A 24,947-nucleotide genomic window follows, 5' to 3' on the forward strand; every position below is an offset into this window, starting at 1 on the left:
GCGTCCATGCGACCGAACGGGCAGCCCAGCGGCCAGGCGGACGGTACGGACCCCGGGGCGGGCGGCGGGCCCGTCCCCGTCGCGGTCGCGATGTGGCAGTCGGTGCAGCGGGTCATGCGCGCGTTCGACGCGCTGCTGGCGCAGCACGGCGGGAGCTGGCAGGTCTGGCACATCCTGCTCGCGCTGCACCAGGGCACGCCGGCCACGCAGCGCGAGCTCGCCCACGCCGTCGGCATCCGGGAGGCCACCCTGACGCACCATCTGCGCGGCATGGAGGACCGGGGGCTCGTGGTCCGCTCGCGGGAGGCGTCCAACCGCAGGGTGCAGCGCATCGAGGTGACCGAGGCCGGCGAGGTGCTCTACCGGGAGCTCAAGTCCGCGGCGATCGAGTTCGACCGGACGCTGCGGAACGCGATCGGCGCGGGAGAGGACGACGTCGAGCTCTTCTTCGGCACGCTCGGGCGCCTCGCCGAGTCCGTGCCCGACGGTGGGCGCGACATCGTCCCGGAGGGCTGGCCGGGCAACCGCCGGGGGTAGCGTGGCTACCGTCAGGGGTCGGCCGGGAATAGGTGCTGCCCCGGGCAACCTTGTAGGTGACGTGCAGCACACACCGGAGCCCTTGGCATGACCGCGTCCTCCACCGTGACCACCGACACGCGCCTCGGCCTGCGCGGCGACCGCGGTCCCATCCTCGGCGCGCTGATGCTCTCCACGGCGCTCGTGGCCCTCGACGTCACCATCCTCGCCACCGCCTCGACCACCATCGCGCGGGAGCTCGGCGCGTTCGAGCAGGTCCCGTGGCTCTTCTCGGTCTACACGCTCGCGCAGGCCGTGACCGTCCCCCTGTACGGGCGCCTGGCCGACGTGTTCGGGCGCAAGCGCGTGATGCTCGTCGGGATCGGGCTGTTCCTGGTCGGCTCGGTGCTGTGCGCCGTCGCCTGGAGCATGCCGGCGCTGATCTGGTTCCGTGTGCTGCAGGGCCTGGGAGCCGGCGCGATCCTGCCGATGTCCATGACGATCGCCAGCGACATCTACACGCTCGCCGAGCGCGCCAAGACCCAGGGCTACCTCGCCAGCGTGTGGGCCGTCTCCTCGGTGCTCGGCCCGACCCTCGGTGGTGTGTTCAGCCAGTTCGTGAGCTGGCGCTGGATCTTCTGGGTCAACCTGCCCATCGCCGCGGTCGCGGCGGCCGTCCTCTGGCGCCGGTTCCAGGAGAAGGAGCGCGAGGGCGAGCGCGAGCCGATCGACTACATCGGCGCCGCCCTCCTCACCGGCGGCAGCACGCTCCTGGTGCTGGGCCTGCTGGAGGGCGGACACGCGTGGGCCTGGGCGTCGCCCGCGTCGGCGGGGATCTTCGCCGGCGCGATCGCCCTGCTCGTGGCCTTCGCCGTGACGGCACGGCGCAACCCGCACCCGATCTTCGACCTCGGCCTGCTGCGCCGCCGGGTGGTCGGCGCCTCGACGGCGGCGGGGCTCGCGGTCGGCGTCATCACGCTCGGGCTGTCCACGTACGTGCCGATCTACGCGCAGGGCGTGCTCGGCGTCGGACCGCTCGTGGCCGGGTTCGCGCTCGCGTCGCTGCTGGTGGGCTGGCCGCTCGCGGCCACGTTCTCGGGCCGGGTCTACCTGGCGATCGGGTTCCGCTGGACCAGCGTCATCGGTGCGGTGATCGTCCTGGCCGGCGCCCTGCTCACGCTCGGCCTCGGCCCTGGGTCGGAGGTCTGGCACATCTCGGCGGCCGTGTTCGTGATCGGGCTGGGGATGGGCCTGGTCGCCGTGCCGACGCTGCTGGCCGCGCAGCACAGCGTCGGCTGGAACGAGCGCGGCGCGGTGACGGCGACCAACATGTTCGCCCGGTCGATCGGGCAGGCCGTCGGCGTCGCGGCGCTCGGCGCGGTGGTGAACGCCCTGACCACCGTGGGCCCAGACGGCACGCCGGAGGGTCCCGGCCTGGCCAACGCCATGCACCTGGTGTTCTGGTGCGTCGTCGGCTGCGCGGCGCTGATGATCGGCACGGTGCTGCTGCTCCCCCGCGACAACCCGAGGGTCACGCCGTCCGGGCCGTGACGAACGCGCCGTCGAGCACGTCCTGCACGTGCGCCCGGAAGCCCGGGCAGGTGGCGATGTCGTGCGCCCGGCAGCGCAGCGCGTGCAGCGCCATCTCGCGCGATGCCGCCATCTCGGCCATGCGCCGGTCCAGGTCGGCGATGTGTGCCTCCAGCACCTGGTGCCGGTCGTACGCCTCGGCGTCGAGCATGACGCGCACCTGCTCCAGGCTCATGCCGGCCGCCTTGCTGCGCTGGATGACGCCCACCCGCACGACGTCGTCGCGGCCGTACCGCCTGCGCCCGGCCGCGTCGCGCGCCGGGCGCAGCAGCTTCTCGTCCTCCCAGTAGCGCAGGACATGGGTCTCCAGCCCGAAGCGGCGGGCCGTCTCGCCGACCGACCAGGTTTCGCTTGACTTCATGTTGACATGAAGTCACATCCTGGGCACGTACCGCAAGACCCACCAGGAGACGGAGCCCCGAGATGTCCGCACCAGACCCCTCGAACCCCCGCTACGACGCCGTGGTGATCGGCGGCGGCCCCGCCGGCCTGCAGGCCGCGCTCACGCTCGGGCGCATGCACCGGCGCGTGCTGCTGCTCGACTCCGGCGAGTACCGCAACGCACCCGCCGAGCACATGCACAACTTCGTGACGCACGACGGCACGCCGCCGGCCGAGTTCCGCGCGGCCGCCCGCGCGAACCTCGCCGCGTACGCGACGGTGACCGTCCGCGAGGCGGCCGCGACCGCCGTCGTGCCGGACGGCGACGGGTTCCGCGTCGAGCTCGCCGACGCCGCTCCCGACGCCACGCCGGAGGAGCCGCTCGCCACCCGGACCGTCGTGCTCGCGACCGGGATGCGCGACACTCTGCCGGCCGTGCCCGGACTGGAGCCGCTGTTCGGCACTGTCGCGGCGATCTGCCCGTACTGCCACGGGCACGAGCTCACCGGCCGGCACGTCGCGGTGCTCGGCAGCGGCCCGCACGTGACCCGGGTCGCGTTCCTCCTGGAGCGCATCGCGAGCCGCCTCACCGTCCTGGCCGACGGCGCGGAGCTCGACCCGGCCGCCCGCGCCCAGCTCGACGACGCCGGGGTCGCCGTCCGGTCCGAGCCGGTCAAGGAGCTGCGCCCCAGCGCGACGGGCGCGACGGTGTCGTTCGCCGACGGCCCCGACGAGGAAGTGGGCGGCGTGTTCATCGCGTCGGAGTTCGCGCAGCGCGCACCGTTCGCCGAACAGCTCGGCCTGGACCTGCTGCCGTCGGGCGCCGTCGAGGTGGACGCCATGGGCCGCACCAGCCGGCCCGGCGTGTTCGCGGCGGGCGACATGGCGCACACGTCCGCCGCGCCGATGCCGCTCGCGTCGGTGCTGGTCGCGGCGTCCTCCGGGCTGCTGGCGGCGACGTCGGTCGACGCGGAGCTGCTCGGCAGGGACCACCCGGCGCCCGAGCCGGCCTGACGGCGCCGGAGACTGCCGCCTACGCGCTCGCGCTCTCCCGGAGCGTTCTGCGCTCGCTCTCGATCGCCAGGAGCTCGGCGAACGCCGCCTGGTAGCTCTCGGTATCGGACGGGTCCAGGCGTTGCAGGCGGCTGCGCGCGTCCGCGACCCGCCGCGTGAGCCCCAGGTCGATCACCCGCCGCACCACGCCCCCGACAAAAGCCGCGATGGCGCCCTCCCGGTCCTCCGGGAGTGGCGCCACCGAAAGCTGCGTGACCAGGCCCGCCACCGTCTCTGGCGCCTGCTCCAGCACGCCGGCCACCCACTTCGCCGTGGGCAGCTCACGCCCGGCCACGGCTCCGCCGGCCGCCCGGATCGCGGTGTGCACGGCCCGCCACGCGGGCACGGCGAACGCGTCCTCGTCCAGCTCGTCGAACATGGCGGGCACGTGCTGGGGGTACTGGAGCACCGCGACAAGGGCGAGCCGCTCGTCGCGGGCCACGGGGTCGCGCGGGTCGGGGGCGGGAAGCCGGGGCAGGTCGGCAGTCGTCGGTGGCGCGTCCGGGCCGCCGCCCCAGGCACTGTCCGGTGCGCCGCGCCCGCCCTGCGCCGTCGTACCGGAAGGACCGCGCGCGCCGTCCGCCCGGTCGGGAGCCCTTCGCAACGACGGCGTCGACGCCGCGCGGGCGACCTCGCGCCGCACCTCGTCGATCTCCGTGCCGATCCAGCCCGCGACCTCGCGCGTGTAGCCGTCCCGCTGGCTGCGGTCCCGGATCGCCAGGATCTCCGGCGCCGCGGCCCGCACGGCGGACACGCGTCCCTCCACGGTGTTCAGGTCGAACTGCTTGATCTTGGCCTGGATCACGAAGGCGAACAGGGGTTTGCGGCCGTCGACCAGCGCGCGCACCGCCTCCGGGCCCTTGGCCATGCGCAGGTCGCAGGGATCCATGCCGCCGTCGGCGACGGCGACGAACGTCTGCGCGAAGAAGCGCTGGTCCTCGCCGTACGCCCGCTCGGCCGCCTTCTGCCCGGCGGCGTCGCCGTCGAACGTGAAGATGATCTCGCCGCCCAGGCTCGCGCCGGACGCGAGCTGGAGGCCGCCGCCCGCCGTCGTGTCGCCGAGCAGGCGCCGCACGATCTTGGCGTGGTCGGCGCCGAACGCCGTGCCGCAGGTGGCCACCGCCGTCGTCACGCCGGACAGGTGCGCCGCCATGACGTCCGTGTACCCCTCGACCACCACCACGCGCTTGCCCTTGGCGATCTCCCGCTTGGCCAGGTCGATCCCGTAGAGCACCTGCGACTTCTTGTAGAGGCTGGTCTCGGGCGTGTTGAGGTACTTGGGGCCCTGGTCCTCCTCGAACAGGCGGCGCGCGCCGAAGCCGATCACGGCGCCCGTCACGTCCCGGATGGGCCACATGACGCGGCCGCGGAACCGGTCGTAGATGCCGCGCTGGCCCTGCGACATCAGCCCGCTCGCCACCAGCTCGGCCTGGGTGAAGCCCCGGCCCTGGAGGTGGCGCTGCAGCGCGTCCCAGCCCTTGGGCGCGAACCCGACGCCGAACCGCTCGGCGTCGGACCGGTCGAAGCTGCGCTCGGCGAGGAAGGCCCGCGCGGCGGCGGCCTCCGGACCCATGAGCTGCTCCGCGTAGAACTCGGCGGCCACGCGGTGGGCGTCCAGCAGGCGCTGCCGCCTGCCCGGCTCCTCACGCGGCCGGACGGAGCCGCCCTCCTCGTAGCGGAGCTGCACGCCGGTCCTGCTCGCGAGGTACTCGACGGCCTCGGTGAAGCTCAGCCCGTCCATCTTCATGACGAACTCGATGACGTCGCCGCCCTCGCCGCAGCCGAAGCAGTGGTACCGCCCGACGCTGGGCCGCACGTTGAAGCTCGGGCTGCGCTCGTCGTGGAAGGGGCACAGACCCACCAGCGCGCCCACGCCGGCGGGCTTGAGGGTCACGTGCGCCGAGACGATCTCGTCGATCCGCGCGCGCTCGCGGACCTGGTCCACGTCCTCACGTCTGATCCGCCCGGCCACGCTCCGAAGTCTATGCTCGCGCGCCGAGGGCGGAGGCCGCCGTCCACACCGCCCGACCGGTCAGGCGCGCAGGCCTGCGACGAGCAGCCCGACGAGCCGACCGGCGTCGTAGCGCGGGCTACTGCCCGCACCCGCGCAGAGGCCGCCGACCCCGCGCATGAGCTCGTAGGCGTCCTGCCCGGGCCGGATCTCGCCCGACTCGACCGCGGCGTCGAGCAGCCGCACGCACACCGGCCCCAGGCGCTCGACGAAGTAGGCGTGCAGCGGGTCGTAGCACGAGTCGTCGGACTGCAGCACCCTGGCCAGCCCCTGCTTGGTGACCACGAAGTCGACGAAGGTGTCCATCCAGCGGGCCAGCGCCGCGTACGGCGCGGCGGCACTGTGGGTGGCCTACTCCACGGCCTACGGGGCGCTCGTCGAGAAGGCCGCGATGCGACCCGGCGACCACGTGCTGATCAATGCCGCCTCCAGCACGGTGGGACTGGCGGCCATCCAGGTCGCGGGCCAGCTCGGCGCCGTCCCCCTCGCCGTGACGCGGCACGCCGCGAAGCGGGACGCCCTGCTCGCGGCCGGCGCCGCCGACGTCGTCGTCACCGACGAGGAGGACGTGGTCGAGGGCGCCCACCGGCTCACCCGCGGGGCGGGTGCCGACCTCGTCCTCGACCTCGTCCGGGGGCCGGGCCTGGCCGACCTGGCCCGGGCCGCCGGCCTGGGGCGCACCCTGGTCACCGCGGGCTGGATGGACGACCGGCCGGCGACGTTCCCACGGGATGGCCCGTCACCGTCATCGGCTACGCCAGCTTCGAGCACACGACCGACCCCGTGGCGGTGCGCCGCATCGCGGCCTTCCTGGGAGCCGGCCTGCGGACCGGCGCGCTGCGGCCCGCCGTCGGACGAGTGTTCGAACTCGACGACATCGTGGAGGCGCACCGCTACCTCGACAAGGGTCAGCACGTCGGCAAGATCGTCGTCACCGTCTGACCGGACCGTGCGGCCGCGCAAGCAGGCTGACCATGCAGTTGCTGCCAGACGGGGCCCTCATCTGGCAGCAACTGCATGGTCAGCTCTCGGGGGTGGAGTTTGGTTTGCCGGGGTAGTGCAGTTCGGTACGCTTTGCCCCGACCCGAGGAGGAAGTCAGGAACATGGCAATCCGGTATCGCAAGAGGCTGTCGCTCGGCCCGCTCAAGTTCAACATCACGCAGCGGGGCCTGTCGTCCATGAGCTTCAAGGTCGGTCCGTGGACCTGGAACTCCAAGACCAAGAAGCACTCCTTGGACCTGCCCGGCGGCCTGAGCTGGTACAGCAACAACAAGTGAGCCCGGCCGCGCGCCGTCGTGGGCACGACGGCGCCGGCCGCCATCCGTACCGGCACCGAGCCGCACGGCCGACATCAGCCGTTTGGGGCGATGTCACCCTGCGTGGCTAGAGTGGCAGCGTGGAGCATGCCCTCGGGACCCGCATCCCGCCGTCGTACAGCGCGCACGACGTCGAGCGCTGGGTGGCGGAACCCCCCAAGTCCAGCGCCAGGACCCCCTTCGAACGTGACCGCGGCCGCGTGGTGCACTCGTCCGCGCTGCGCCGCCTCGGCGCCAAGACCCAGGTGCTCGGCGCGGGGCACGACGACTTCGTCCGCACCCGCCTGACGCACTCCCTCGAGGTGGCCCAGGTGGGCCGCGGCATGGGCCGCTCGCTGGGCTGCGACCCCGACGTCGTGGACACCGCCTGCCTGACGCACGACCTGGGGCACCCGCCCTTCGGGCACAACGGCGAGACGGCGCTCGCCGAGATCGCCGAGCCGATCGGCGGCTTCGAGGGCAACGCGCAGACGCTGCGCCTGCTGACCCGCCTGGAGCCCAAGGTCCTGGCCGACGACGACACCCCGGCCGGCCTCAACCTCACCCGCGCGAGCCTCGACGCGAGCGTGAAGTACCCGTGGGCCTACGGCGCGGGCCCGGCCCGCCCCGACGGCACGGCGAGCAAGAAGTTCGGCGTCTACGCCGACGACCTGCCCGTGTTCACCTGGCTCCGCAAGGACGCGCCCGACGGCGTCAAGTGCCTGGAGGCCCAGGTCATGGACCTCGCCGACGACATCAGCTACTCGGTGCACGACGTCGAGGACGGCGTGGTGGCCCGCCGGATCGACCTCGACCTCATGGCCGACGCCGAGGAGCGGGCGCGGGTCGCCGAGTACGTGCGCTCCTGGTACGGCGAGTGGTACACGGCCGACGCCATCGACGCGGCGCTCGGCCGCCTCCAGGACTACCTGCGGGGCGAGGGGCACCTGGTGCGGGCCTTCGACGGCTCGCGGCGGGCCCTCGCGTCGCTCAAGGACATGACCAGCCAGCTCATCGGCCGGTTCATCGGGGCGGCCGTCGACGCCACGCGCGCCGAGTACGGCGACGGGCCCCTGACCCGGTACGCCGCCCGGCTCGTGGTGCCGTCGGACACCGAGCACGAGATCCTCGCGCTCAAGGGCATCGCCGTCACCTACGTGATGGCCCCGCGCGGCCAGGAGCCCCGCTACTTCCGCGAGCGGGAGATCCTGACCGACCTGGTGCGCGTGCTGGCCGACCACGCCCCCAACGAGCTGGAGAAGCCCTTCGCGGCGGACTGGCGCGCGGCGCCCGACGACGCCGCGCGCCTGCGGGTCGTGGTCGACCAGGTCGCGTCGCTGACGGACCTGTCGGCGATCGCGCTGCACCGCCGGCTGGTGACCGCCTGACCGCAGGGGCCAGCCCCCGCCTCAGCCCTTGACCGACCCCGCCGTCAGCCCGCCCACGATGTACTTCTGCAGGAACAGGAACAGCGCGAGCACCGGCAGCGCCGAGACGACGGCGCCCGCCGCGAACAGCCCCCAGTTGGCCTCCTGCAGCGAGGACACCCAGCCGTAGAGGCCCACGGCGAGCGTCCAGTTCTCCTCCGACTGCAGCAGCACGCGCGCGATGATGAACTCGCCGAACGTGCTGATGAAGCTGAGCAGCCCCACCACCGCGAGGATCGGCGCGGTCAGGCGCAGCACGATGGCCCAGTAGATCTGGGCGTGCGTGGCGCCGTCGATCTTCGCGGCCTCGTCGATCTCGCGCGGCACCGTGTTGAAGAAGCCGTACATGAGGAACGTGTTCACCCCGAGCGCGCCGCCCAGGTACACGCAGATCAGCGCCAGCTTGGAGTCCAGGCCGAGCACCGGCACGACGTCGCCCAGCGAGACGAGCAGCAGGAAGATCGCCACGAACGCGAGCATCTGCGGGAACATCTGGATCACCAGCAGGGCGGTGAGCCCCATGCGGCGTCCGCTGAACCGGAACCGCGAGAAGGCGTACGCGGCGGCAGCGCCCATGAGCACGGTCCCCGCCCCGGTCGCGACGGCGACCACGAGGGTGTTGGCCATCCAGGTCCAGAACCGCGTGCCGCCCAGCGCCGCGTAGTTGGCGCCCGACACCGACGCGAACAGCTCGTTGGAGCCGGTCAGCGTGCCGCCGTCGGCCAGGGAGGCCGACACGACGTAGACCAGCGGGAAGCCCGCGTACACCACGGCCAGGACGCCGACGACGTGGCGCCAGCCGATCTCGGAGAACCACCGGCCGGCGGGCAGGCGGCGGGCCGGGGGAACCGTCGTGCTCATGCGATCTCCTCGAGCGAGCGGGTGCGCCGGAACGCGAGGGCCGAGATGGTCCCGACCACCACGAAGATGACTATCGACAGGGCGCTGGCCAGCCCGTAGTCCTTGGCGGCGGTCCCGTCGAGCCCGGACACGGAGTAGACCATCGAGATGAGGATGTCGGTGTGCCCGAGCGGCACCGAGGCGTCGTCGAACCGGGGGCCGCCGCCGGTGAGCATGTAGATCAGCGTGAAGTTGTTGAAGTTGAACGCGAACGACGAGATGAGCAGCGGCGCCGTAGCGACCAGCAGCAGCGGCAGGGTGATGGACCGCCAGGTGCGCCACCGGCCGGCGCCGTCGATCTTCGCGGCCTCCAGCACGTCGGACGGCAGGGACTGCAGCGCGCCCGTGCAGACGAGGAACATGTACGGGAAGCCGAGCCACAGGTTCACGCCGAGCACCGCGAGCTTGGCCAGCACCGGGTCGGTGAGCCACGGGATCTGCGCCCCGCCCAGCAGCACCTCGTTGACGAACCCGTAGGACCGGTTGAGCAGGCCCGACCACAGCAGGGCCGCGAGGAACCCCGGGATCGCGTACGGCAGGATCACCAGGGTCCGATAGATCCGGCGGCCGCGCAGGCGCGCGTCGTTGAACGCGATCGCCAGGAACAGGCCGAGCAGGAACGTGGACGCCACCGAGAGCACGGCGAACGCGAAGGTCCACAGCAGGATCTTGCCGAACGGGCCCGCGTACCGGTCGTCCCCGAACGCGGTGACGAAGTTGTCGAAACCCACCAGCACGCGCCAGCCCACGGGCAGCGTGGTGCCGTCGGCGGCCTCGAACTGGCCGTCGTCGTTGGGCGTGTACGTCACCCCGGTGGTCGTGTCGGTCATGGTGTCCGACGCCGGGTCGTACGTGAGCGTGGACGTGAAGACGTAGCCGGTGCGGGCGTCCTGGGTGCGGACCGAGCCGTCGTTCGGGTCGTCCGATACGGGCACGCGCAGGTCGGTGACCTCCTGCTGGCGCTCCAGGATCTCGGCGTACTCCAGCACCTCGTAGCCGGGCAGGGCCGTGACCCGGCCGGCCTCCACGGCCGCGCCCTCGACCGCCGCGAGCGGCTCGTCGGCGGTGCCCGCCTCGACCACCCCCTCGGGCGAGACGATCGCGAAGCCGAGCGCGTCGCCGTCGGCCACCACCGTGAGCGGGGAGGACGGCGAGCCCTCCACCCGGCGCTCGTTCTGCACGAGGAGGGCCTCGACGGCCTGCTCCTTGGTGCTGTTGTGCCCCTCGCCGTAGTTGGTGAACGCGACGTAGCCCGTGTAGGCCACGACGTACACCTGGTAGACCAGCAGGAAGGCGAGGCCGGGCAGGATGTACTTCAGCGGCAGCGCGCGCCTGCTGAAGTAGGCCCAGTTCGCCACGAGCAGCAGCGCCACCATCGCGGCGAGGATGCCCCACGACCTCGCGCCCCACGCGGCCAGGACCGCGTAGACACCGAGGGCGTCGACCAGCGCGATGAGGACGAGCTTCACGAGAAACCCGGGGCTCCAGCCGGTCCGGCCGGAGCCCCGGGTCGCGGGCAACGACATCAGCCGATCTCGCCCTGGATGTCGGCGACCATCTTGTCCCAGGCCTTCGCCGGATCCGACTTGCCGGAGACGATCGCGGCCTCGGTCACGCCCCAGTACGCCCAGACGGCGCCCATCTCGGGCAGCGAGGGCATCGGGACGGCGTCGGCGCCCACCTCGCGGAAGCCCGCGGTGATCGGGTCCTCCGACGCGGTGTCGGCGGCCTCGATGAGGGCCGGCGGGCGGTCGCCCGCCTCGTAGAGCGCGAGCTGCGCCTCGGGCGTGGCCATGTAGTTGACCAGGAAGTCGTTGGCGAGCAGCGCGTTCTCGCTCTGCGCGCTGACGTAGAAGCCGGCGACGCCCACGAACGGCTGGGCCGGCTCCCCGCCGGCGCTCGGGATGGGGTCGATCGCCAGGTCGAGGTCGCCGAACTGCTCCAGCATCCACGGGCCGCCCACGATGAAGGGCGACTCGCCCTTGGCGAAGGCCGCCACCGCGATGTCGTAGGTCACGTCGGTGCTCAGGTTGCCCGCCTCGCCCTGCTCGGCCAGCCACTGCGCGAACGCGGTGCCGCCCTCGCCGCCGAGCGCGAGCTCGGGCTTGTACGAGCCGTCCGCGTTCTGCTCGAACACGGGCGCGCCGAACGACGTCTGCAGCGGGTAGAACGTGTAGGGGTCGCCCTCGGTCGAGGTCTGGATCAGCAGCGGGTACTTGGTCCCGGCGTCCTTGCCGGCCGCGATCGCGTCGTCCCAGGTGGCGGGCGCCTCGGGAGCGAGTTCCGTGTTGCGGATGAGCGCGATGTTCTCCACCGCGTAGGGCAGGCCGTAGACCTGGCCGTCCTGCGTGAAGGCCGAGACGGAGACCGGCTCGAAGGCCTCGGCCGTGTCGCCCAGCTCGATCGGGGCCACGACGCCGTTGGTCGTGAGCTCGCCCAGCCAGTCGTGGGCGCCGACCGTGATGTCCGGGCCCTTGCCCGTGGGCACCTGCGCCAGGAAGTCGGGGCGGATGTCCTCGAAGTTCTTCAGGACCACCTCCACCTCGGCGCCCGTCGACTCCTCGAAGCCGGCCGCGGCGTCCTCGACGGCGGCCTGGCGGGTCTCGTCGACCCACACGGTGAGGGTGGCGCCCTCCCCGCTCGGTGCGGACGACTCCTCGCCCGCTGGTTCCTCCCCGCCGCCCGAGCAGGCGGCCAGCGCCAGCGTCGCGGTCAGCGCAGCGGCGGTCAGGATGCTCCGTCGCATCGTCACTCCCGGTGGTTAGCGGCCCGACGTCGGGCCTGGGTTTCGATGCCCCGAACCGTACGGCCCGACACGGCCGTTGTGCAAGAAGTTGCGATAAAGTTTCAGCATCGCTTGCAAGCGGTGCGCGGACGACGGCGACGGCGGCCGGTGCCTGGTGCCGAAAACCCGCGCTCATTACCGACGAGGAGGTCGCATGTCACCTAGGCTTCCTGGGGTGCGCACCCGACTGACCGACCTCGCCGAGCAGGCAGGGGTCTCCACCGCGACCGTGTCGCGCGTGCTCAACGGCAAGCCCGGCGTGGCCGGCGAGACCCGCCAGGCCGTGCTCGCCGCCCTCGACGTGCTCGGCTACGAGCGCCCGTCCGCGCTGCGCGCCCGCCCCGCCGGCCTGATCGGCCTCGTGGTCCCCGAGCTGTCCAACCCGGTGTTCCCCGCGTTCGCGCAGGCCATCGAGTCGCAGCTCGCCTCGCGCGGGTACACGCCGCTGCTGTGCACCCAGTCGCCGGGTGGCACAACGGAGGACGAGTACGTCGAGACCCTGATCGACCACGCCGTGGACGGCATAGTCTTCGTGTCCGGCAAGCACGCCGACACCCGTGCGTCCACCGAGCGCTACCAGCGGCTGCGCGGGCGCGGCCTGCCGATCGTGCTGATCAACGGGTACGCCGAGGGCATCGACGCCCCGTTCGTCTCCCCCGACGACGCCGCGAGTGTCGAGCTCTCGGTGCGGCACCTGGTGGCGCTGGGCCACCGCAGCATCGGCATGGCGATCGGGCCGGACCGGTTCGTGCCCGCCAAGCGCAAGATCGAGGCGTTCGCGGCCCAGCTCGTCCGGCACGGCCTCGCGGCCACCGAGCAGGAGGCGCGCGAGCACGTCAGCCTCACGCTCTACACGCTGGAGGGCGGCCAGGCGGCGGCCGGCGACCTGTTCGACGCGGGGCACACCGCCGTCGTCTGCGGTTCCGACCTGATGGCACTGGGCGCCGTGCGCGCCGCGCACGCGCGCGGCCTGTCCGTGCCGGACGACGTGAGCGTGGTCGGCTACGACGACTCGCCGCTGGTCGCGTTCACCGACCCGCCGCTGACCACGGTGCGCCAGCCCGTCGCCGACATGGCGCATGCGGCCGTCAGCGCCCTGCTCACCGAGATCCACGGCGAGCGGGCGCCCCGCTCGGAGCTGCTGTTCACGCCGGAGCTGGTGGTGCGCGGCTCCACGGGGGCGGCCCCGTCGCGGTAGACCGCCGCGGCGAACCCGAGTGTCAGTGGTCCGGGGCATGCTGGTGACCTGGACGTCGCGACTGGACGTCTGACACGGGAGGTTGAATTCCTCCCGTACGCTTGCTGCAAGCGTTACACCCGACATAACCCCCCGATCCCGAGGACGCGACTCGTGACAAGTACTGCCCCGCTCATCACCGGCGACCTCACCGCCGGAGCACCCGTCCACTCCCCCGCCGGCCGCGGCGAGTGGTGGCGCGACGCGGTGATCTACCAGGTCTACCCGCGCTCGTTCGCGGACGGGAACGGCGACGGGATCGGTGACCTGCCCGGCGTCACCGCCAGGCTGGACCACCTGAAGCAGCTCGGGGTCGACGCCGTCTGGCTGAGCCCGTTCTACCGCTCGCCCCAGAAGGACGCGGGCTACGACGTCGCCGACTACCGCGACATCGACCCGCTGTTCGGCACCCTGGCGGACTTCGACGAGATGCTCGCCGCCGCCCACGAGCGCGGCCTGCGGATCATCGTCGACCTGGTGCCCAACCACTCCTCCGACCAGCACGTCTGGTTCCAGGATGCGCTGGCCGCCGCGCCGGGCTCTGCGGCGCGCGAGCGGTACATGTTCCGGAACGGGCGCGGCCCGGCCGGTGACGAGGCGCCGAACAACTGGCAGTCCATCTTCGGCGGCCCGGCCTGGACCCGGCTGGCGCCGCGGGATGACGACGGCCCGCTCGGCCCGCAGTGGTACCTGCACCTGTTCGACTCCACCCAGCCCGACCTCAACTGGGAGAACCCGGAGGTCCGGGCGGAGTTCGAGGCCGTGCTGCGATTCTGGCTCGACCGGGGCGTCGACGGGTTCCGCGTCGATGTGGCGCACGGCATGATCAAGGCGCCCGGCCTGCCCGACTGGGAGGGTCAGGTCGCGATGGTCGAGGGCACGGTCGACGAGGGCACCGCCGACGAGAACGCGGAGCGGGCCACCGACCCGGGCGCCCCCGAGGACGGCTCGACGGGCGCCGGCCACCACGGCCCCATGTTCGACCAGGACGGCGTGCACGAGATCTACCGCTCCTGGCACCGCGTGCTGGCGGAGTACGACGGCGACCGCTGCCTGGTGGCGGAGGCCTGGGTCGAGCCGCTGAGCCGCCTGGCCCGCTACGTGCGCCCCGACGAGATGCACCAGGCGTTCAACTTCTCCTTCCTCACCGCGCCCTGGGACGCGGCCCGGCTGCGCACCGTCGTGTCCGCGTCGCTCGCCACCATGGACGCCGTCGGCGCGCCGACCACCTGGGTGCTCTCCAACCACGACGTCGTCCGGCACGTCTCGCGCCTCGGCCTCGCCGACCTCGGCAGCGGCCCGCTCAACGGCATCGGCGCGGACGACCCGCAGCCCGACCTGGAGCTCGGCCTGCGCCGCGCCCGGGCCGCGACCCTGCTCATGCTCGGCCTGCCCGGCTCGGCGTACGTGTACCAGGGCGAGGAGCTCGGCCTGCCCGACCACACCACGCTGCCCGACGACGTGCGCCAGGACCCGTCCTTCTTCCGTACCGCGGGCGCGGAGCCCGGCCGCGACGGCTGCCGCGTGCCGCTGCCGTGGGTCGGCGGCGCACCGGGCAACGGGTTCGGCACCACGGGCAAGACCTGGCTGCCGCAGCCCGACGTCTACACCAAGCTCGCCGCTGACCAGCAGTACGGCGTCGCGGGCTCGACCTACGAGATGTACCGGACGGCGCTTGCGGTGCGCCGGGCCGAGCGGCTCGGGTCGGGCGCGCTGGCCTGGGTCGATGCGTTCGCCGACGCCCCGGACGCCGTCGCCTTCCGGGTGGCGGACGTCGTCGTGCTCGCCAACCTGGGCGCCGCGCCGCTCGCGCTGCCCGCCGGGGCCGAGGTGCTCGTGGCCTCCGGTGAGCTCGCCGCGGCGGACGGCGCCGTCGCCGTGCCGACCGACACCGCGGTCTGGCTGCGGGCCTGACGCCAGGTGCGGCGAAGCGGAGCGCCCGTCGCTCCGCTTCGCCGCACCAGGTCAGTCCGGCGTGATGCCGTAGTGCTCGCGGAGAACACGGATCGACGGCGTCCCGTTGAACCCGGCGTCGACCGGAAGAACCGAGACCGTTCCGTCCTCGTTGGCATAGTTGACGTACGGCACAGAGGCGTTGTCCAGATCGGCCGATGCGGCGAACGCCCGAAGCACGTCCTCCATCACCGCGACCACCTCCGCCTTGGTGGTGCCCGCGATCGTGACAGTGCCCTTGTCGCTCGGGTTGCCGAAGGACCGCGTGCACGTGAACTCGGCGCCGACCACGCCCTCGACGGAGGTCGCGGCCGCGGTCAGCGCCTCCTCGCACTTGCGTGCCGAACCGCTGCCACATGCCGCGAGGGTCAGGACGACCAGTGTCACCAGGCCGGCCGACGTCAATAGGGTCCAGAAGGATCGCACGTTGCTCCTTGTTCGTCAGTGCTGGCGGCCCACGTGAATGTCCTGTCCGCTGACGCGTGACGGATCGTCAGTAAGGAAACCACTGTCCCGGAGCTGCTGCTCGTAGGCGGCGAGCCCCGGGTCGTCGCTGGTCCTGATGCTGTCCGAGTATGCACTGTGCGAGTGATTGCCCGCCGCGTCGTACCAGGACCCCGGATCGTCCATCGTGACGGTCGTGTGGTTCCCGCTCTCGTTCTGGCCGCCGGGCAGGAACGGGAACCGCGAGTCGCCGAGGTCGAGGCGCGGGACCGCGTCGTGCTGGTGCTGCATCTCGAGCACGCTCACGCGGGGATCGATGTGGTTGGAGTCGATCGGTGAGCCGAAGGTGATGGCGTTCGTCACGTTGTAGTCAGAGACGAAGTTCGCGTCCGACGTCAGGTCCGCCACCGTCATGCCGCCCTGCGAGTGCCCCACCAGCATCACCTCCGCGCCCGGCGGGATGTTGGCGTTCTCCATCGCCAGGATGACGGCCTCGCTCATCGTCGAGCGGCCGCCACCCGCGGTGACCAGATTTCCGGTGAGGTCCATCGGGTTGTCACCCGCCCCGGGATTCCAGCTCTCCGTTCCGGGCACGCTCACGATCACCCTGGGCCCGTTGGGGCCGTCCACGGTGGTCACACGGACGTTCCCGTCGCCGGCACCGTAGGAGTCCGTCACGCCCTGGGTGAGATCCGCGAGCTCGGCGGGGACCGTCAAGGGCGGTTCGCCGTTCGCGCCCGGCGCGCCCGGTGTGATCGGCCGCGGATCCCCCGCGTACGGATCCCCGTCGTCGAAGACCTTGGGGTCGAACATGCCGAGGGACCCGGCCGTGAGGCCCACGCCCACCGCCGCGCCCGCGAGCCGGATCCCGGAGGCGACCACCTCGGTGGTCCTGGGCCACTCGCCGTCCAGGATCGCCCCGCCGGTCGCGTCCCAGAGCTGCAGGCCGGCGTCGCCGAGGTTCTGGAACGAGCCGCCGATGGCGCTCGCGCGGTCGCCGAGCCAGCCCAGGGCGTCGGAGCCCCGGTCGCCGAGCCAGCTCAGCGCGTCCGAGCCCCTGTCCCCCAGCCAGCTCAGCGCGTCGCCGCCGGCGTTCCACAGGTCCGTCGCGCGGTCGCCCACCCAGTCGGCCGCGTCCCCGGCCGTGTCGCCCACCCAGTCGACGGCGTCGCCGCCCGCGTCCCAGAGGTCGCCCGCCCGGTCGCCCAGCCAGTCCAGCACACCGCCGTCGTCCTCGTCGCCGCCGTCGGCGTTCGCCGAGCCCTGCGTCGAGACGCCCGCGAACGGGCTGCCACCACCGGCGCCGCCGTAGGAGTCGGAGGTGCTCTCCTGCGCGTCGGCGTTCCGGGCCGCCGTCTCGCCCGCGGACCGCAGGGCGTCGGCCACCTGGCTGAGCGCGGGCGCGAGATGGTCGGACCACTCCTCGCGCATGTGGTCCACGTTCGGGCCGTACCCGTCGAACCCGAGCACGGCCCAGGTCGCCTGCTGCCGCGCCGCCTCCAGCTCGTCGGCCGACCGCTCGAAGAGCTCCGCCAGCGCCCGGACCTGCTCGATGTCCTGGCCGTACATCTCCTGCGTCATGCGTCAGCGCCCCGGCCGCCGTCGCCGCCCCCCTGGGTGGTCGCGTCCACAGCGCCCACCAGGGCCCACTGCAGCTCGGCGGCGACCGAACCGGCCGGCCGCTCGACGGGCGCGAGCGCGCCGTCGTCGGTCCGCACGTCCAGCAGCTTCCCGTCCACCACCGACCACAGCCGCGGCCACACCACCGACGGCGCCTCGGTGCCGGTCCATGCCTCGACCGAGACCTGGAGGTTCGCCTGCTCGCCGTCGAGCAGGCGGATCAGCTCGGCGCGGTCGGCGGCCGGGCCGGACGACGGAGTGGTCCCCTCACCCCCGCCCGGCACCGCCGAGGCCGGGGCCCGCAGCGCCTCGAACGGCGGCAGCGCGGCCGTCAGCGCGGGCCACAGCTCGTCGGCCTTCGCAAAGCGCAGCTCCGCCCCCGGCGCGAGGTACGTCTCGCCGTCGCGCTCGGCGATCACCTGGATCACCAGCAGCACGCGGTCCCCGATCATGGTCAGCCGGGTCACGGTGCCGTTCGAGCCGGACGTCGCGACGAAGGTGGCGCGGACGGGCGCGCCCAGGTGCTCGGCGAGCGCCGTGCCGACGGCGGTCGACCCGCCGCCGTCCCGCGCCTCTGCCGTCACGGCGGCCCACTGCTTGGCGTCCAGCTCCAGAATCCGGCCGGCCATGCGCACTCCCTCTCCGAAACCCATCACAAACATCCCACGGCATACCGCAGGCGAACCGTAAGCCTTCGGGCTCCGGTCCGTCCAGGATTGGACTACCCATGGCCAAAGGCCAGGTCAGGCCGTATCTTGCCGGGCCGACGGCGCACAGGCGAGCCGGGCTCGCCGTCAGGCTGCGGGCTCGCGGACGATCGGACACGTCATGCAGTGCCCGCCGCCCCGGCCGCGGCCCAGCTCCGCACCGACGATCTCGATCACCTCGATGCCCGCCTTGCGCAGCAGGTCGTTGGTCGTGGTGTTCCGGTCGTAGGTGAACACCACACCCGGCTCGACGGCGACGGCGTTGTTGCCACTGTCCCACTGCTGCCGCTCCGACTCGTAGACGTCGCCGCCGGTCTCGATGACCTGCAGCGTGCCGAGCCCGGTCTCGCGCGCGACGACGTCGAGGAACGACGTGCCGCCCTCGTCCGTGACGGACAGGCCGCCGCCGTCGCCCGGCCGCAGCACGAACGGGCGGATCGACCCCACGATGCGCGGGTAGACGGTCACGACGTCGACGTCGGCGAAGGTCAGCACGGTGTCGAGGTGCATGGCCGAGCGCAGCTTGGGCATGCCCGCCACGACCACCTGCTCGGCCGCGCCGTGGTCGAACAGCGCGGCGGCGACCTGCGTGATCGCCTGCCGCGAGGTGCGCTCGCTCATGCCCATCAGCACCGTGCCGTTCCCGACTGGCATGATGTCGCCGCCCTCGAACGTCGCCAGGCCGTGGTCGGTCTCCGGGTCGCCCCACCAGACGGTGGACCCCACGAAGTCCGGGTGGAACTCGTAGACCGCCTTCATGAGCAGCGTCTCGTCGTGCCGCGCGGGCCAGTACAGCGGGTTGAGCGTCACCCCGCCGTAGAGCCAGCAGGTCGTGTCGCGGGTGAACAGGGTGTTCGGCACCGGGGCCATCAGGTACTCGCGGGCGTCCAGCGTGTACTCGGCCAGCGACCGGTACGCGGCGGGCAGGTCGGGCACGTCGGCGGTGGCCAGGCCGCCGATCAGGTACTCGGCGAGCTGCTCGGGAACCAGGCCCTCCAGGAACTCGCGGGTCGCGTCGATCAGGCCCGTCCCGACGGTCCCTGGGACGATCTTGCGGTCCAGCAGCCAGTCTCGCGCCCCCGGGACGCGCAGGGTCTCGGCGAGCACGTCGTGCAGCTCGACCACCTCGACGCCGCGCGAGCGCAGGTCCGCGACGAACCCCGCGTGGTGCTCGATCGCGCGGTCCACCCACAGCACGTCGTCGAAGAGCAGGTCGTCCGCGTTCGTGGGCGTGAGCCTGCGGTGGGCGAGCCCGGGCCGGCAGACGAGCACCTTGCGCAGGCGCCCGACCTCCGAGTGCACCCCGTACGCCGCCGACGGCGGTGGCACCTCGCCGCTCTGCATCGTCATGGTTTCCCTTTCAGATCGAGATGACGCCGGTGGCGAGCGCGACGACGCCGGCCACCGCACCCACCACCGACACGACGAAGACCACCAGCTCGCCGCTGCTGAACACCCGCCTGCCCTGCTCGCGGCGGGTCATCGCGAAGAGGATGGTCGCCGGGGCGTAGATCACCAGCGACAGCAGCACGAACGTCAGCCCGGCCGCGAAGAGCAGGAACGCGGTGTAGAGCACGGCGAGCACCGCGACGACGAGTTCTCCCGTCGTCGGGCGGCCCTCGGCGGGGCCACCGCGACCCGCCGCCAGCTTGAGCGCGTAGCCCGCCGCGAGCAGGAACGGGATGAGGGTCAGCGCGCTGGTCAGGTCGAGCGCGAACGTGAACGCGTCGTCGGACAGGAGGGTGACGAAGAGCATCACCTGGATGAGGAGCGTCGAGAGCAGGAGCGCGGAGCGCGGCACGTCCCGCGCGTCGGACCGCGCGAGGAACCGCGGCATGTCGCCGTCCTTGGCAGCCACGTACAGCACCTCCGAGGCCATGAGGGTCCAGGCCAGGTAGGCCCCCAGCACGGAGACGATCAGGCCGACGCTGACGAACACGGCGCCCCAGCCGCCCACCGCCGCCTCCAGCACGCCGGCCATCGACGGCTGGCGCAGCTCGGCGAGCTCCGCCATCGGCAGGATGCCGTAGGAGACGATCGTGACCGACGCGAAGATGGCGAGCACCGTGAGGAAGCCGAGCACGGTCGCCCGGCCGACGTCCTCCCGGCGGCGCGCGTGCCGCGAGTAGACGCTCGCGCCCTCGACGCCGAGGAAGACGAAGACCGTGGCGAGCATGGTGCCCCGCACCTGCTCGAACAGCGGGCCGGTGATGCCGTAGCCCTCGAAGTTGTCCACCAGCACCTGCGGGTCCAGCAGGAAGACCGCGATCAGCACGAACGCGATGATCGGCAGCACCTTGGCGACGGTGACGATGCGGTTGATCGTCGTCGCCTCCTTCACGCCGCGGCGCACCAGGAGGTAGAACAGCCACACGCACGCCGTCGAGGCCCCGAACGCGACCACGGTGCCGGCCACGAGCCAGGAGATCAGCGCGCCCAGCACGCCCGTCTCGCCGGCGAACCGGCTCGGCAGCGAGAACACCCCTGCCCCGACGATCGAGCCGACCACCATCGCCGTGAGCGTGGCGAGGCTGATTGTGGCCGTGGTGTGCCGCGTGGTGCTGTCGGCTTGCATCGCGAGGACCCCCGTCTGACGTGTCCGGTGGCCTCGCGCCCCCTCGATGCTCCCGGCAATCAATTACAACCATGCGGAGAACGAGGCGGCAAAAGATGCGGCCGGGCGGCGCGCCGCGGCGTCCGGCCGCATGCTGGCCTGATGGAGACGCTCGACGCCTGGATCCTCGATGCCGGCGACCTGCTCTGGACCAGAGCCGTGCTTCCCGTCGTGGCGGTGCTGGGCCTGTGGTTCACGATCCGCAGCGGGGTGGTCCAGCTCCGGCTGGTCCCGGAGATGTTCCGGACCCTGACCGACAAGACCCCGAAGGACGCCGACGGCGAGCCGCAGTCGATCTCGGCGTTCCAGGCGTTCACCGTCTCCGCGGCGTCCCGCGTGGGCGTCGGCAACATCGCGGGCGTGGGTACGGCCATCGCCCTCGGCGGGCCAGGGGCGGTGTTCTGGATGTGGCTCATGGGATTCGTCGGCGGCGCGTCGTCGTTCGTCGAGTCCACGCTGGGCCAGCTCTTCAAGGTGCGCGACGCCGACGGCTTCCGCGGCGGCCCCGCCTACTACATGCAGTACGGGCTCAAGGCCCGGTGGATGGGCATCGTGTTCGCCGTCATCCTCATCGCCTGCTTCCCGTTCGCGTTCTCGTCGCTGCAGGCCAACACGATCGCCGCCACGCTGGACGCCGCCGTCGCCGGCTCCGGTGCGGGCCCGAGCGCCGTGGTCTGGATCGTCGCCGTGGTGCTGGCGACGCTGACCGGGCTGGTCGTGTTCGGCGGCGTGCGCCGGATCGCCCATGTGACGCAGTCGGTGGTCCCCGCGATGGCCGTGCTGTACCTCGTCGTCGGGCTGGTGACCGTGGGCCTCAACATCGAGCGGGTGCCCGACGTGCTCGCCACGATCTTCACCGAGGCGTTCGGCGCCCGGGAGGTCTTCGGCGGCGCCATCGGCACGGTCATCCTGCAGGGCGTCAAGCGCGGGATGTTCTCCAACGAGGCCGGGCTCGGCTCCGCGCCCAACGCCGGCGCCAGCGCGGCGGTGACGCACCCCGTGAAGCAGGGTCTTGTGCAGACCCTCGGCGTCTACTTCGACACCTTCCTGGTGTGCTCGATCACCGCGTTCATCATCCTGGTCTCCACCCCGGACCTCGCCGGCGCGTCCGCAGGGATCGGCCTCACCCAGACGGCGCTGGCGGTGAGCCTCGGGTCGTGGTCGAGCTGGCTGCTCGCGGTGATCATCTTCCTGCTCGCCTTCAGCTCGATCCTCGGCAACTACTACTACGGCGAGTCCAACATCGAGTTCATCAGCACCTCGCCGACCGTGCTGACCGGGTACCGCGTGCTCGTCGTCGCCGCCATCTTCGGGGGGTCGGTGCTGGACTCCGCCCTGATCTGGGACACCGCCGACGGGATCATGGGGCTGATGGCCCTGGTGAACCTCGTGGCGATCGCGCTGCTGTCCGGCATCGCGTTCCGGCTGCTGCGGGACTACACGCGACAGCGGCGCGCCGGGAAGGACCCGGTGTTCACGCGGGACCTGCTGCCCGGCGTCGACGGCATCCGGTGCTGGCAGGACGCGCAGTCGGTCACCGGGGAGTTCCCGGCGGTCCGCGGCTGAGACCTGGGCACGGCTGTGGCCCGCGTCGCTGCGGGCTCCCGACGGCGTGCGACACAATGGGAGCCGTGACCTCCGTGCTCGACTCCGCCCCGCCGTCCGACGCCGCCGCCCGCCCCGTGCTCGCGCCGCTGCGGATCGGGCCGATCACCGTGCGCACGCCCGTCGTGCTCGCGCCCATGGCGGGAGTGACCAACCGCGCCTTCCGCACGCTGTGCCGCGAGGCGGGGCGGTCCACCGGCTTCGACCCGGGCCTGTACGTCGCCGAGATGGTGACCAGCCGCGCGCTCGTGGAGCGCAACGTCGAGGCGCTGCGCATCGTCACGTTCGGCGACGACGAGACCCCGCGCTCCGCCCAGGTGTACGGCGTGGACCCGGCCACCGTGGGCGCCGCCGTGCGGATCATCGCGGGCGAGGACCGCGCCGACCACGTCGACCTCAACTTCGGCTGCCCCGTGCCCAAGGTGACGCGCAAGGGCGGCGGCGCCGCGCTGCCGTGGAAGCGGCAGCTCTTCACCGACATCGTCAAGGCGGCCGTCGAGGCGGCCGAGCCGCACGGCGTGCCCGTCACGGTCAAGATGCGCAAGGGCATCGACGACGACCACCTGACCTACCTCGAGGCGGGCCGGATCGCCGAGTCGCTCGGCGCCGCCGCCGTCGCGCTGCACGCCCGCACCGCCGCGCAGCACTACTCCGGGCAGGCCGAGTGGGAGGCCATCGCGCGGCTCAAGGAGGCCGTGCGGACGGTCCCGGTGCTGGGCAACGGCGACATCTGGGCCGCGGAGGACGCCCTGCGCATGGTCGAGCAGACCGGGGCCGACGGCGTCGTCGTCGGGCGCGGCTGCCAGGGCCGGCCCTGGCTGTTCGCCGACCTCGCCGCCGCGTTCAACGGCTCGGACCTGCGCGTCCGGCCCGGCCTGCGCGAGGTCGCCGACACGATCTACCGGCACGGCCAGCTCATGATCGAGTACTTCGACGGCGACGAGGGCAAGGGCATGCGCGACCTGCGCAAGCACATGGCCTGGTACCTCAAGGGCTACGCCGTCGGCGGCGAGGCACGGCACTCGCTCGCGCTCGTCAGCACGCTGGCCGAGCTGCGCGAGCGGCTCGACGCCCTGGACCTGGACGCCCCGTACCCCGGCGAGGACGCCGAGGGCCCGCGCGGCCGCGCCGGTACGCCCAAGACGCCGCACCTGCCGTACGGCTGGCTCGACTCGCGCGACCTGTCGGAGGAGTTCGAGGCGAGGCTGCGCGAGGCCGAGCTGAGCGTCAGCGGCGGCTGACGGCGGCGGCCCGGACGAGGACGTCGGGCGCGGTCACACTGCCGGACGAGCGGGTCCCGGCCGGGTGAATACCGCCAGCGTGGTAGGCGGTCGGGGACGAACTTCGATAAAAGATTGAAGTCGATCTTCGGTGCGAAGAGCGCATAGAGCACAAAGTAGACGAAGATCAGCCTTGGACGACGAGGACGGCCCGGACTCCACTCGCGAGCCCAGCCGTCCAGCCCACCCAGCTGTTCTGACGGAAAGGGACATACCCACCATGGCATCGGAGAAACGCACCAGACGCGTTCCTGCGGTCATCGCTGACACCCGCAGGAACCCGGGGTTCGCCCTGGGTGCCTTCGGGCTCTCGGCCTGGGCCTACATCGGCATGTCACACACCATCGCGGAGTACGAGGGGCCGGAGCTCGGCTACGCGCTCGGCGTCGCCTACGAGGCACTGGTGATCGGCCTGGCCTGGGAGGGACGACGCCGCGCCGACCGGGCACTCGAGACCGGCCGGCCGATCTCCGGGCACGGTCGCTGGCTCGGCGGTGCGATCATCGTCGGCATCCTCTCCGGCGCGCTCGCGGCATGGCACGGCTGGCTGCTCGGAGAGGGCATCTTCGCCATCTCGCGCGCCGTCGCGCCCGTGCTGGCGGCGATCGCGGTGCACCTCTTCTTCCAGTCGGCGTCGAGCGCGCGCTATCTCGACCGGCAGGCCCAGATCGAGAACGACCGGCAGACGGCCGTGCTGGACATGCTAGACGCGGTCCGCCTGGCGCAGATCGCTCCCCCGGAGGAGCGTGCGGCCCGCATCGCCGACGTGAACGCCGCGGTGACGCGGGTCCACCGCCACGTGCCGGCTGCCGTCACCGCGGAGGTGACGCGCCCACACCTCGAGTCCGAACGCACGATCCGCGATGTGGTCCAGGAGGCCGCGTCGCTAGCGGGCGAGTGGATGCCGACGACGGTCGCGCGGGAGCCGCTCCCGCTGCTGCCGGAGACGGCTGTGCTGCCGGACTCTGCGCGAGCTGAAGCACTGCTGCCCGACCCGCCGAGGCAGATCACGTCCGACGTCTCTCCGGCTCCTGTGGCCGAGGCCGACGTCGCCCCTGCGGCCCCGGTCGCGCCGGCCGTCCCCGAACCGGCCCCGGCCACCCCGGCCCCGGCCCGTATCGCCGAGACCGTAGCCGCCGAGACCGTAGCCCCCGAGCCCATCGTCGCCGAGCGGGTGCGCCTGGAGGCCAAGTACGCGCCCGTGCAGCCCGCCGTCCGGCCGGTGGAGCCTGCCGCCACCACGGACTGGGACACTCCCGCTACCGAGGAAGCCACGCCCCCGGCCGCGGACCCGGGTGCGCCGCTCACCACGGCGCAGATCAGCGAGATCCGTGTGCTGCGCTGGGCGCAGAACCTCAGCGTGGAAGAGGTGGCGGCCCGCCTCGGCGTCTCCATCGCCTCGGTGACCAGGTACGCCCCGAGCACCGACCCGACCACCGAGACCGGCTCCCTCATGGCGGTCCCGGCCGCCGTCTCCTGACGACGGCGCGGCCCGGCCCCACGCGGGGGGCCGGGCCGCTCCCGGCCG

The 24,947-nt window shown here is 72.6% G+C and carries 22 protein-coding genes and 1 pseudogene; 12 read left to right on the plus strand and 11 right to left on the minus strand.

Annotated elements, in window-relative coordinates; genetic code table 11:
- Positions 1-6: 6 nt before the first annotated feature.
- Together AC0QU1_RS19215 and AC0QU1_RS19220 are read left to right on the plus strand one after the other, a co-directional pair.
- Positions 7-537: a MarR family winged helix-turn-helix transcriptional regulator gene (locus AC0QU1_RS19215; RefSeq protein WP_483571602.1), complete on the plus strand. Its 531-nt coding sequence runs from the start codon at positions 7-9 to the stop codon at positions 535-537.
- An 87-nt stretch (positions 538-624) separates the two neighbouring features.
- Positions 625-2,067, plus strand: a complete 1,443-nt coding sequence (locus AC0QU1_RS19220) for an MDR family MFS transporter (RefSeq protein WP_483571604.1) — start codon at positions 625-627, stop codon at positions 2,065-2,067.
- Here AC0QU1_RS19220 and AC0QU1_RS19225 read toward each other — a convergent pair.
- Positions 2,048-2,467, minus strand: a complete 420-nt coding sequence (locus tag AC0QU1_RS19225; protein WP_483571606.1) for a helix-turn-helix domain-containing protein — start codon at positions 2,465-2,467, stop codon at positions 2,048-2,050. The genes AC0QU1_RS19220 and AC0QU1_RS19225 overlap by 20 nt on opposite strands.
- Positions 2,468-2,529: 62 nt before the next feature.
- On the opposite strand from AC0QU1_RS19225, the gene AC0QU1_RS19230 reads away from it, so the two are divergent.
- On the plus strand, positions 2,530-3,501 hold the full coding sequence (locus tag AC0QU1_RS19230) for an NAD(P)/FAD-dependent oxidoreductase (protein WP_483571608.1): 972 nt from the start codon (positions 2,530-2,532) through the stop codon (positions 3,499-3,501).
- A 19-nt stretch (positions 3,502-3,520) separates the two neighbouring features.
- On the opposite strand, the gene dnaG is transcribed toward AC0QU1_RS19230, so the two are convergent.
- Together dnaG and AC0QU1_RS19240 are read right to left on the minus strand one after the other, a co-directional pair.
- Positions 3,521-5,512 carry a DNA primase gene (dnaG, locus tag AC0QU1_RS19235; RefSeq protein WP_483571610.1) on the minus strand — a complete coding sequence of 664 codons (1,992 nt, stop codon included), beginning with the start codon at positions 5,510-5,512 and terminating at the stop codon, positions 3,521-3,523.
- A 60-nt stretch (positions 5,513-5,572) separates the two neighbouring features.
- Entirely contained in the window at positions 5,573-5,857 is a 285-nt protein-coding gene (locus AC0QU1_RS19240) for an SbtR family transcriptional regulator (RefSeq protein ID WP_483616275.1), read from the minus strand.
- An 85-nt stretch (positions 5,858-5,942) separates the two neighbouring features.
- Between AC0QU1_RS19240 and AC0QU1_RS19245 the strand changes: the two are divergent.
- The 4 genes and pseudogenes from AC0QU1_RS19245 to AC0QU1_RS19260 form a co-directional block, all read left to right on the plus strand.
- Positions 5,943-6,200 (plus strand): annotated as a pseudogene (locus tag AC0QU1_RS19245) (zinc-binding dehydrogenase); the annotation flags it as partial.
- A gap of 134 nt (positions 6,201-6,334) precedes the next feature.
- Positions 6,335-6,493, plus strand: a complete 159-nt coding sequence (locus tag AC0QU1_RS19250) for a zinc-binding dehydrogenase (RefSeq protein WP_483571611.1) — start codon at positions 6,335-6,337, stop codon at positions 6,491-6,493.
- Positions 6,494-6,655: 162 nt separating this feature from the next.
- On the plus strand, positions 6,656-6,829 hold the full coding sequence (locus tag AC0QU1_RS19255) for a DUF4236 domain-containing protein (protein WP_483571612.1): 174 nt from the start codon (positions 6,656-6,658) through the stop codon (positions 6,827-6,829).
- Between the two features lie 119 nt (positions 6,830-6,948).
- The gene (locus AC0QU1_RS19260) at positions 6,949-8,235 is read left to right on the plus strand and encodes a deoxyguanosinetriphosphate triphosphohydrolase (protein WP_483571614.1); all 1,287 of its coding nucleotides are present in this window, start codon (positions 6,949-6,951) and stop codon (positions 8,233-8,235) included.
- Between the two features lie 21 nt (positions 8,236-8,256).
- Here the strand turns inward: AC0QU1_RS19260 and AC0QU1_RS19265 are convergent, their stop codons facing one another.
- Genes AC0QU1_RS19265 through AC0QU1_RS19275 form a run of 3 tightly spaced genes read right to left on the minus strand, consistent with a single transcriptional unit; the run spans position 8,257 to position 11,920 of the window.
- Positions 8,257-9,135 carry a sugar ABC transporter permease gene (locus AC0QU1_RS19265; RefSeq protein ID WP_483571616.1) on the minus strand — a complete coding sequence of 293 codons (879 nt, stop codon included), beginning with the start codon at positions 9,133-9,135 and terminating at the stop codon, positions 8,257-8,259.
- Complete coding sequence (locus tag AC0QU1_RS19270; RefSeq protein ID WP_483571617.1) at positions 9,132-10,700, minus strand: ABC transporter permease subunit; 1,569 nt, start codon at positions 10,698-10,700, stop codon at positions 9,132-9,134. Before AC0QU1_RS19270 ends, AC0QU1_RS19265 begins: the two co-directional genes overlap by 4 nt.
- Positions 10,700-11,920, minus strand: a complete 1,221-nt coding sequence (locus AC0QU1_RS19275; protein ID WP_483571619.1) for a sugar ABC transporter substrate-binding protein — start codon at positions 11,918-11,920, stop codon at positions 10,700-10,702. The genes AC0QU1_RS19270 and AC0QU1_RS19275 overlap by 1 nt, the downstream gene beginning before the upstream one ends.
- 193 nt (positions 11,921-12,113) lie before the next feature.
- On the opposite strand from AC0QU1_RS19275, the gene AC0QU1_RS19280 reads away from it, so the two are divergent.
- Positions 12,114-13,157 carry a LacI family DNA-binding transcriptional regulator gene (locus AC0QU1_RS19280; protein WP_483571620.1) on the plus strand — a complete coding sequence of 348 codons (1,044 nt, stop codon included), beginning with the start codon at positions 12,114-12,116 and terminating at the stop codon, positions 13,155-13,157.
- Between the two features lie 153 nt (positions 13,158-13,310).
- Positions 13,311-15,110: a glycoside hydrolase family 13 protein gene (locus tag AC0QU1_RS19285; RefSeq protein WP_483571621.1), complete on the plus strand. Its 1,800-nt coding sequence runs from the start codon at positions 13,311-13,313 to the stop codon at positions 15,108-15,110.
- A gap of 51 nt (positions 15,111-15,161) precedes the next feature.
- Here the strand turns inward: AC0QU1_RS19285 and AC0QU1_RS19290 are convergent, their stop codons facing one another.
- The 5 genes from AC0QU1_RS19290 to AC0QU1_RS19310 all read right to left on the minus strand — a co-directional run bounded on the left by AC0QU1_RS19290 (position 15,162) and on the right by AC0QU1_RS19310 (position 20,495).
- Positions 15,162-15,575 (minus strand): hypothetical protein, encoded by a 414-nt coding sequence (locus tag AC0QU1_RS19290; protein WP_483571623.1) that lies wholly within the window; start codon positions 15,573-15,575, stop codon positions 15,162-15,164.
- A gap of 15 nt (positions 15,576-15,590) precedes the next feature.
- The gene (locus AC0QU1_RS19295) at positions 15,591-17,174 is read right to left on the minus strand and encodes a PGAP1-like alpha/beta domain-containing protein (protein WP_483571624.1); all 1,584 of its coding nucleotides are present in this window, start codon (positions 17,172-17,174) and stop codon (positions 15,591-15,593) included.
- Positions 17,171-17,842, minus strand: coding sequence for a hypothetical protein (locus AC0QU1_RS19300; RefSeq protein ID WP_483571625.1), 672 nt, complete (start codon positions 17,840-17,842; stop codon positions 17,171-17,173). The genes AC0QU1_RS19295 and AC0QU1_RS19300 overlap by 4 nt, the downstream gene beginning before the upstream one ends.
- Positions 17,843-18,007: 165 nt before the next feature.
- Entirely contained in the window at positions 18,008-19,270 is a 1,263-nt protein-coding gene (locus AC0QU1_RS19305) for an arginine deiminase (RefSeq protein ID WP_483571627.1), read from the minus strand.
- A gap of 10 nt (positions 19,271-19,280) precedes the next feature.
- Positions 19,281-20,495: an amino acid permease gene (locus AC0QU1_RS19310; RefSeq protein ID WP_483571628.1), complete on the minus strand. Its 1,215-nt coding sequence runs from the start codon at positions 20,493-20,495 to the stop codon at positions 19,281-19,283.
- Positions 20,496-20,636: 141 nt separating this feature from the next.
- Here AC0QU1_RS19310 and AC0QU1_RS19315 point away from each other — a divergent pair, with 141 nt between their 5' ends.
- From AC0QU1_RS19315 to AC0QU1_RS19325, 3 genes are all read left to right on the plus strand, one after another.
- On the plus strand, positions 20,637-22,100 hold the full coding sequence (locus tag AC0QU1_RS19315) for an alanine/glycine:cation symporter family protein (RefSeq protein ID WP_483571629.1): 1,464 nt from the start codon (positions 20,637-20,639) through the stop codon (positions 22,098-22,100).
- Between the two features lie 56 nt (positions 22,101-22,156).
- Complete coding sequence (gene dusB / locus AC0QU1_RS19320) at positions 22,157-23,380, plus strand: tRNA dihydrouridine synthase DusB (RefSeq protein WP_483571631.1); 1,224 nt, start codon at positions 22,157-22,159, stop codon at positions 23,378-23,380.
- A 259-nt stretch (positions 23,381-23,639) separates the two neighbouring features.
- On the plus strand, positions 23,640-24,899 hold the full coding sequence (locus AC0QU1_RS19325; RefSeq protein WP_483616277.1) for a hypothetical protein: 1,260 nt from the start codon (positions 23,640-23,642) through the stop codon (positions 24,897-24,899).
- Positions 24,900-24,947: the final 48 nt, after the last annotated feature.

The sequence above is a fragment of the Promicromonospora noduliphila genome (assembly GCF_056951025.1).